An 8432-nucleotide genomic window follows, 5' to 3' on the forward strand; every position below is an offset into this window, starting at 1 on the left:
GTGATCGACCACCGCCCCGAGGCCGCGTGAGGGCGCACCATACCGGCGATGTGGAGCAGGAGTATCGACGTTGAAGGTGATGTCCCTGAACGGCTGGGGCGGAAAGCTCCATCGGGAACTGATCGCTTATCTCGGGGCCGCGGCGCCTGACATCCTCTGCCTCCAGGAGGTGGTGCACAGTCCTGCGACCGACAAAGCCTGGCTGACGTATCGCGACGGCGACCATGTGTTGCCGCAGCGCGCCAACCTGTTCGGCGAGGTGGCCGCCGCGCTTCCAGACCACCAGGCGATCTTCTGCCCCGCCGCCCAGGGGATGCTTTGGGACGGCGAGGTTCCTGTGCCGTCACAGTGGGGGCTCGCCACCTTCGTGAGCCGCGACCTGCCGATCGTCGAGCAGGCGCAGCGCTTCGTCCATAAGACGTTCTCGCCCAATGGGTTCGGCGAGCACCCCCGCTCCCGGAACGCCCACGCGGTCCGGGTCTATGACTTCCGGCGCGGGCGGTTCGTCTGCGTCGTCCACATGCACGGACTGCGGGACCTTGCGGGGAAGGCGGACACCGCCGAACGCATCTTGCAGGCGGAACGTCTGGCGGATCTCGTTCGCTGGATTTCGTCCGAGGGCGACGACCTGGTGGTCTGCGGCGACTTCAACGTGGAGCCCGACAGCCAGACCTTCCAGATCCTCGCTCGGTGCGGCCTCACAGATCTGGTTAGCGCCCGGGGCAACGCCAGCACCCGTACGCGCCACTACACCAAGCCGGGTCGGTTCGCCGACTACATGCTCGTGAGCCCGGCGCTGGAAGGGGCGGACTTCTCGGTGGTGTACGAGCCCGAGGTCTCGGACCACACGCCCCTGATCCTCGAAATCTAGACGTCGCCGCGGCGCGCGAGGCCTGTGTGTACAGGCCCCATCCGGAACGGCCGCCCGGGGCTGGCGTTGGCCAGCCATGGTGGGGCGCCGCTCCAGCAAGTCCGACCTTCCGGCCCTGCCGGCCGCCGCGCCGGCCAAGGCGCCGCCGACCGGCGCCGGGTGGCGGCATGAGGTGCGTCTCGCGGGGCTCCGCACCTTGTTGCGCGTCGAAGGCGGCAAGGCCGTGTGGGGCGACGGCAAGGCCGGGGGGCTGAAGGCGCTCGGCAGGGCAGCCGCCAGGCTTCCCGACGGCCTCTACGAGGCCGAGCTCTGCGCGCTCGACGCCGAGGACCGCCCGGTTCCGGAGCGGCTCGAGGAAGCGCTGGCGGGCGGCGAGGCGGTGGCCTTCCTGCACGACCTGCTGTTCGACGGCGGCGCCGACATTCGCGACCTGCCCCTGGAAGCGCGGCTCGAGCGGCTGGCGGCGGCGGCCGCACCGGCGCTGGGGCCGAAGCTGCGGCTCGTGCAGCCCCTCCCCGGCGGCGGCCGGCCGCTGCTCGACGCCGCCTGCCGCCTCGGGCTTCCGGGCATCGTCAGCCGCCGGCTGGACGCGGCCTACGGGGCGGAGGGGGCGCAGCTGGAGGCGCTTTGCGGGACGCCGCCCAAGCCCGCCGGACATGCGCACGTCGACCGGGCGGACAAGGCGCTCTGGCCCGCGCACGGCGAGGCGCCGCCGGTCACCAAGGCCGATCTCGCCGGCTACTACGAGACCATCGCGCCCTGGCTGCTGCCCTACATCGAGGGCCGTCCCTGCACCGTCGTTACGGCCCCGGACGGGATCCTCGGCGAGGTCACCTGGGTCCGGCACGAGGGCCACTGGCAGGGGAGCCTGCGCACCTCGCCGCTGATCACCCACTGGACCGTGGCCGAGAAGGGCAAGACCTATCCCGGCTTCGACACGCCCGAGGCGCTGGTCCAGGCGGCCGACATCGCCGTCGTCGAGATCCATCCGTGGAACAGCGTGCCCGGCCGGCCGATGCTGCCCGGCCGGCTGGTGTTCGACCTGGACCCGGAGGAGGGCCAGACCCTCGACCAGATCCTCGCGGCCGCGACCGAGCTGAAGGCGCGGCTCGAGCAGGCGGGCCTCGCCGCCTTTCTGAAGAGCAGCGGCAAGCGCGGCGTCCACCTCGTCACCCCGCTGCTGCAGCGGGAGACGGCGCCGACCAGCTGGCAGGCGGCCCGGGACTTCGCCAAGCGCCTCTGCCTGGAGATGGCCGCCGACAGCCCGGGCCTCTACACCACCGCCCTGCCCAAGGCGCAGCGGCGCGGGCGCATCTTCCTGGACTACCTGCGAAACGACCCCGGCCACCACGCGGTGGCCCTACTCTCGCCGCGGGCCGCGCCCGGCGCGCCGGTCTCCATGCCGCTCGCCTGGGGCGAAGCGCGCAAGGCCTTGAGCGGAGCGCCCTTCACCATCCGCAACGCCGCCACGCGGTTGCGCCGGCGCGATCCCTGGGCCGATCTCGAGGCGGCCGCCGCGCCGCTGCCCACGGCGCGGTAGCGGGAACAAATCCCCCGGCTCGCTGGCTCCTCACCCGACCCAACGCCGGCACCGGAGGAGCCCCCATGCGCGCCCAGCAGATGATCGCCACGCACCCGCACGTCCGCGGCGACGAGAACGCCGCCCTCGCCCGCTGCATCGAGGCCTGCTTCGACTGCGCCCAGGTGTGCGCCAGCTGCGCCGACGCCTGCCTCGGCGAGGAGATGGTGGCCGAGCTGGTCCAGTGCATCCGGCTGAACATGGACTGCGCCGACGTCTGCCTGACCAGCGGCCTGATCGCCACCCGCCGCTCGGGCGGCGACGTGCCGGTCATCCTGGCCCAGCTGCGGGCCTGCGAGCTCGCCTGCAACCGCTGCGCCGCCGAGTGCGAGCGCCACGCGCAGAAGCACGAGCACTGCCGCATCTGCGCCGAGGCCTGCCGCGAATGCGAACAGGCCTGCCGCGCGGCCATCGCCAGCCTGCCGGAAGGCTCTACGCCCCACTAGCCCGCGGAGCCGGATCCGGGGTCCGGCCGTTCCGTCGGGACGGAGGGAGAGGCCCGTGAAACGCAACGACGCCACCGACTGGATGTGGGCCGACGCCCTGCAGATGCTGGCCCAGGCCGAGCGGCTGCACCGGCACATGTTCCGCCCCGCCCGGGCCGGCGCGGCCGCCTGGGAGCCGCCGGTCGACGTCATCGAGACCGACCAGCAGGTGCTGATCCTCGCCGCCCTGCCCGGCGTCGATTCCGAGAAGGTGGAGGCGGCCATCGAGGACGGGGTGCTGCGGATCAGCGGCGTACGCATCCTGCCGCCGGAGCTGCAGACGGCGGTGATCCATCGCCTGGAGCTGCCGCAGGGCCGCTTCGAACGCGCGGTGCCGCTGCCGCCCGGCCGTTACAGCGCCGTCGCCATGCAGGCCGCGAACGGCTGCCTGCTGGTCACATTGCAGAAGGCCGCGTGAGGGGATCGAGATGGCCGACACCAACGCCGCGCCCGAACAGCCCGCCGTCCAGCTCCCGCCCCTGCCGGCCGACGCCGTGCTGATCGTGCCGGTGCACGGGGCGGTGCTGTTTCCCGAGATCGTGCTGCCGTTCATCCTGAGGACGCCGATGGGCATCGCCGCAGCCCAGGAGGCGGTGCGCCAGCAGAAGCAGCTGGCCATCGTGCTGCAGCGGGGCACGGGGCCCGAGCCCGGGCCGGACGACCTGCACCGGACGGGCGTGATCGCCAACCTGCTGCGGTACGTCACCGCCCCCGACGGCTCGCACCACGTGATCTGCCAGGGGCTGCAGCGGTTCCGCATCACCGAGTTCCTCGCCGGCCGGCCCTACCTGGCCGCCCGGGGCCTGCACCTGGCCGAGCCGGTTTCCGAAGGCGACGACCTGGAGGCCCGGTTCCTGGCCCTGAAGCACCAGGCCATCGAGGTCCTTCAGCTGCTGCCGAACGCGCCGGCCGAGCTGGTCGAGGCGGTGGAGGCGGTGACCTCGCCGGGCGCCCTGGCGGACCTCGCCGCCGCCCACATGGACATCACCGCCGAGGAGAAGCAGGAGATCCTCGAGACCGTGGACCTCAAGCCCCGGCTCGAGAAGGTGTCGGAGAAGCTCGCCCACCGGCTGCAGGTCCTGCGCCTCTCCCGCGAGATCAGCCAGCAGACCCAGGCGGCCTTCGACGAGCGCCAGCGCCAGGCGGTTCTTCGCGAGCAGATGGCCGCGATCCAGCGCCAGCTCGGCGAGGAGGACCCCAAGGCCGAGCTCGCCGAGCTCGAGACGGCCATCTCGGACGCAGGCATGCCCGAGGAGGTGGAGCAGCAGGCCCGCAAGGAGCTGCGCCGGCTTGAGCGCACGCCCGACGCCTCGGCCGAGTTCGGCATGGTGCGCACCTACCTCGAGTGGCTGACCGAGCTGCCCTGGAAGGTGGGCGAGCCGCCGCAGATCGACATCGACGAGGCGCGCAGGATCCTCGACGCCGACCACTACGGCCTCGAGAAGATCAAGGACCGGATCATCGAGTTCCTGGCGGTGCGCAAGCTGGCGCCGGAGGGCCGCTCGCCGATCCTCTGCTTCGTGGGCCCGCCCGGGGTCGGCAAGACCTCGCTCGGCCAGTCGATCGCCAAGGCGATGGGCCGCAAGTTCTCGCGCCTCAGCCTCGGCGGCGTCCATGACGAGGCCGAGATCCGCGGCCACCGGCGCACCTACGTCGGCGCCCTGCCCGGCAACATCATCCAGGCGATCCGCAAGGCCGGCGCGCGCGACTGCGTGCTGATGCTGGACGAGATCGACAAGATGGGCGCGGGCGCCCACGGCGATCCCTCCTCGGCCCTGCTGGAGGTGCTCGACCCCGCCCAGAACGCCACCTTCCGCGACAACTACCTGGCCGTGCCGTTCGACCTGTCGCGGGTGGTGTTCATCGCCACCGCCAACGTGCTGGACGCCATCCCCGGGCCGCTGCGCGACCGGATGGAGGTGATCACCCTGGCCGGCTACACGGCCGAGGAGAAGCTGCAGATCGCCCAGCGCTACCTCACGCCCCGCCAGATCGAGGAGAACGGCCTGAAGGCCGGCCAGCTGGAGGTCTCCGACGACGTCGTCCGGCGGCTGATCGCCGACTACACCCGCGAGGCCGGGGTGCGGAACCTCGAGCGGGAGATCGGCCGCGTCGCCCGCCGGGCGGCCGTGAGGATCGCCCGCGGCGAGGCCGAGTGCGTGCGCCTGACGCCCGAGGACCTGGCCGAGGTGCTGGGCCCGCCCAGGTTCGAGAACGAGACCGCCCTGCGCACCAGCGTGCCCGGTGTGGCCACGGGCCTGGCCTGGACCCCGGTCGGCGGCGACATCCTGTTCATCGAGGCGGCCCGCACGCCCGGCTCGGGCAAGCTGATCCTCACCGGCCAGCTCGGCGAAGTGATGCGCGAGAGCGCGCAGACGGCGCTCAGCCTGCTGAAGAGCCGGGCCGCCTTGCTCGGGCTACCCGGCGACGTCTTCAAGGACCAGGACGTGCACGTCCACGTGCCGGCCGGCGCGACGCCGAAGGACGGCCCCAGCGCGGGCGTGGCGATGTTCACCGCGCTCGCCTCCCTGCACACCGGCCGCACGGTGCGCAGCGACACGGCGATGACCGGCGAGATCAGCCTGCGCGGCCTCGTCCTGCCGGTGGGCGGGATCAAGGAGAAGGTGCTGGCGGCCGGCGCGGCGGGCGTCCGCCGGGTCCTGCTGCCCGCCCGCAATCGGCGCGACTTCCAGGATATTCCCGAGGAGGCCCGCCGGAAGCTGGAGTTCGTCTGGCTGGAGACCGTCGACCAGGCCCTCGCCGAAGCCCTCGATCCGGCCGCCGCAGACGCGGCGCCGTCGAAAGGCGGGACCGCGCACGCGGCCTGAGTCCGCCCCGCCGTCGCGCGCGGGCCGCGCCGTCGCGAACGACGGCGCATTTCTCGTCGCGCGTCCGGCAACCCAAGGGCGCGTCCACTGTTAGCGCACCAGCCCCCCTGTTGCATCGGGCTGGTTCGGGGGCTGTGCAGTGCAGGGAATGACAGTGGCCGAAACGATCTTCGACGTCCGTGATTTTGGCGCCAAGGGCGATGGCGTGACCAACGATCGCGATGCGATCCAGGCTGCGGCCGATGCGGCCGCGGCCAATGGCGGCGGCGTCGTCTACATCCCCGCCGGGATCTGGGGCATCGGGAACGGCGGCCTCGACAAGACCGACGCCGGGATCCAGCTGCGCGACAACGTCACGCTGCGGGGCGACGGGCCGGGCGAGACCGTGCTGATGGTCCTGCCGGGCAACAACAACAGCATCACCGGGGTGGTCCGCACGCCGTTCGATGAAGTCACCACCAACGTGACCGTCGAGGGCATCACCATCGACGGCAACCGCGACGCCAACAGCACGGGGAAGGTCGACGGCTTCTTCTGCGGCACCGCGCCCAACTCGACGCAGCAGTGCGCGGACATCACGGTCCGCAACGTCGAGATCAAGGACTGCTCCGGCTACGGCTTCGACCCGCACGAGCAGACGGTCCGCCTGACCATCGAGAACTGCGTCGCCCACGGAAACGGCCTCGACGGCTTCACGCTCGATTTCCTGATCGACTCGGTCATCCGCAACAACGTCGCCTACAACAACGATCGCCACGGCTTCAACGTCGTCACCTCGACGCGGAACACGCTGCTCGAGAACAACGACTCCTACGGCAACGGCGGCAACGGCATCACCGTTCAGCGGGGCAGCGAGGACATCCCCTCCCCCCACGACCTGATCATCCGGGGCGGCGAGATCTCCGGCAACGCCCTGGCCGGCATCCTGCTGAAGTTCTCGCACGATATCGAGGTCGACGGCGTCTACGCGCACGGCAACATGCGGGAAGGCCTGAAGATCTACGGCAGTTCGGAGGTCACCGTCCGGAACTCCCGGTTCGAGGGCAACTCCCAGGCCGGCGCCGGCGCCTACAACGAGATCTACACCAACTCGGCCCCGGACGAGGTCACCGGCCGGACCTGGGTCTCCTCCGGGAACACCATCGTCGACAACACGATCGTCGGCGGCGCGACGATCAAGGCGGCCTACGGGATCCGCGAGTCGAAGGAGACCTTCGACAGCTTCATCGACGGCAACACGATCAGCGGCATGCTGCGGGCGCCGACCCTGACCGGCCCGCAGGTCCGCACCGAGACGCCCGACCTCAGGGCGCCGGTCAGCGCCTTCCACTATACGATCCCGGCCGGCTCCTACGTCGACATCGACGCGGGCGACACCGTCCGGCTCGCCCTCCAGCTGATCGATGCGTCGGGGAACCTGGTGAACGGCGGCGTGCTGCCGAGCTGGCTCACCTTCGACCCCACCACCGGCACGATCAGCGGGACCCCGACGTCGGCCACCACCGTGCATCTTCGGGTCGCCGCGGCGGACCGCTCGGACGACACCGAGTTCGATCCGTTCGTGCTGACGGTCTCGCCCTCCGGCCCCTACAACGTGAAGTCCGGCACGGGCGAGCCGCCGCCGCCCTCCGGCGTCGGGACCGCCGGTGACGACTCGCTGCTGGGCACCTCGGGCAGCGACAGCCTCAGCGGCCTGGGCGGCCGCGACACCATCGACGGCGCGGCCGGGGCCGACACCATGGCCGGCGGCGACGGCGACGACCTGTTCAGGGTCGACAACGTCGGCGACGTCGTCTCCGAGGTCACCAACGCCGGCGCCGGCGGCGTCGACACGGTCGAGTCCAGCGTCAGCATCGCGGCGCTGTGGAACGATGTGGAGAACCTGACCCTCCTCGGGTCCGGCCACCTGAACGCCACCGGCAACAACGGCGGCAACCGGATCATCGGCAACGCCGGGAACAATGTCATCGACGGCGGGCTCGGCGACGACACCATGATCGGCGGCGCGGGCAACGACACCTACGTGGTCAACGTCACCACCGACGTGGTGCAGGAACTGGCCGGCGGCGGGATCGACACAGTCCAGAGCGCGGTCACCTACACCCTCGGGGCCAACCTCGAGAACCTGACCCTCACCGGGACGGTGGTGACCGGAACCGGCAACGAGCTCGACAATCGGATCGTCGGCAACGCGTCCGGAAACCGGCTGGCCGGCAAGGAAGGCAACGACACCCTCGACGGCCTCGGGGGCGCAGACTCGCTCTCCGGCGCCGCCGGACGCGACATGCTGTTCGGCGGCGACGGCGACGACACCCTCGACGGCGGCGCGGACGCCGACGTCCTTTGGGGCGGCCTCGGGGCGGACTCGCTGGTCGGCGACACGGGCTTCGACTACGTCCGGTACGACGACGCCGCCTATGCGGGCTTCACGGTCTCGCTGGCGGATCCCGCGCGCAACACGGGCGTGGCCGCGGGCGACCGGTTCTCCGGCATCGAAGGCCTGATCCTCGGGACCGGCAACGACTACGGCTTCGGCGACGCCGGCGACAACTACATCTACGGCATGGGCGGGCACGACCAGCTGTTCGGCGGAGCCGGGGCGGACTACCTGCACGGCGGCGCCGGCTTCGACTACGCCCGCTACGACGACCAGGCCTACGCCGGCTTCA

At 71.5% G+C, this 8432-nt stretch carries 6 protein-coding genes; all 6 read left to right on the plus strand.

Annotation, left to right across the window (positions count from 1 at the left end; all coding sequences use genetic code 11):
* The first annotated feature begins 79 nt into the window (after nt 1-79).
* On the plus strand, nt 80-871 hold the full coding sequence (locus ACFSC0_RS21275) for an endonuclease/exonuclease/phosphatase family protein (protein ID WP_377283959.1): 792 nt from the start codon (nt 80-82) through the stop codon (nt 869-871).
* 76 nt (nt 872-947) lie between these two features.
* Nucleotides 948-2411: a non-homologous end-joining DNA ligase gene (ligD, locus tag ACFSC0_RS21280; protein WP_377283513.1), complete on the plus strand. Its 1464-nt coding sequence runs from the start codon at nt 948-950 to the stop codon at nt 2409-2411.
* Between the two features lie 65 nt (nt 2412-2476).
* Complete coding sequence (locus ACFSC0_RS21285) at nt 2477-2896, plus strand: four-helix bundle copper-binding protein (RefSeq protein WP_377283514.1); 420 nt, start codon at nt 2477-2479, stop codon at nt 2894-2896.
* A gap of 55 nt (nt 2897-2951) precedes the next feature.
* Nucleotides 2952-3353 (plus strand): Hsp20/alpha crystallin family protein, encoded by a 402-nt coding sequence (locus ACFSC0_RS21290; protein WP_377283515.1) that lies wholly within the window; start codon nt 2952-2954, stop codon nt 3351-3353.
* Between the two features lie 10 nt (nt 3354-3363).
* Nucleotides 3364-5763: an endopeptidase La gene (lon, locus tag ACFSC0_RS21295; RefSeq protein ID WP_377283516.1), complete on the plus strand. Its 2400-nt coding sequence runs from the start codon at nt 3364-3366 to the stop codon at nt 5761-5763.
* A gap of 154 nt (nt 5764-5917) precedes the next feature.
* Nucleotides 5918-8432: right-handed parallel beta-helix repeat-containing protein (locus ACFSC0_RS21300; protein WP_377355263.1), on the plus strand; the 2515-nt coding region annotated here is incomplete at its 3' end.

Source organism: Phenylobacterium terrae (assembly GCF_042681205.1).
Taxonomy (GTDB): Bacteria; Pseudomonadota; Alphaproteobacteria; order Caulobacterales; family Caulobacteraceae; genus Phenylobacterium; species Phenylobacterium terrae.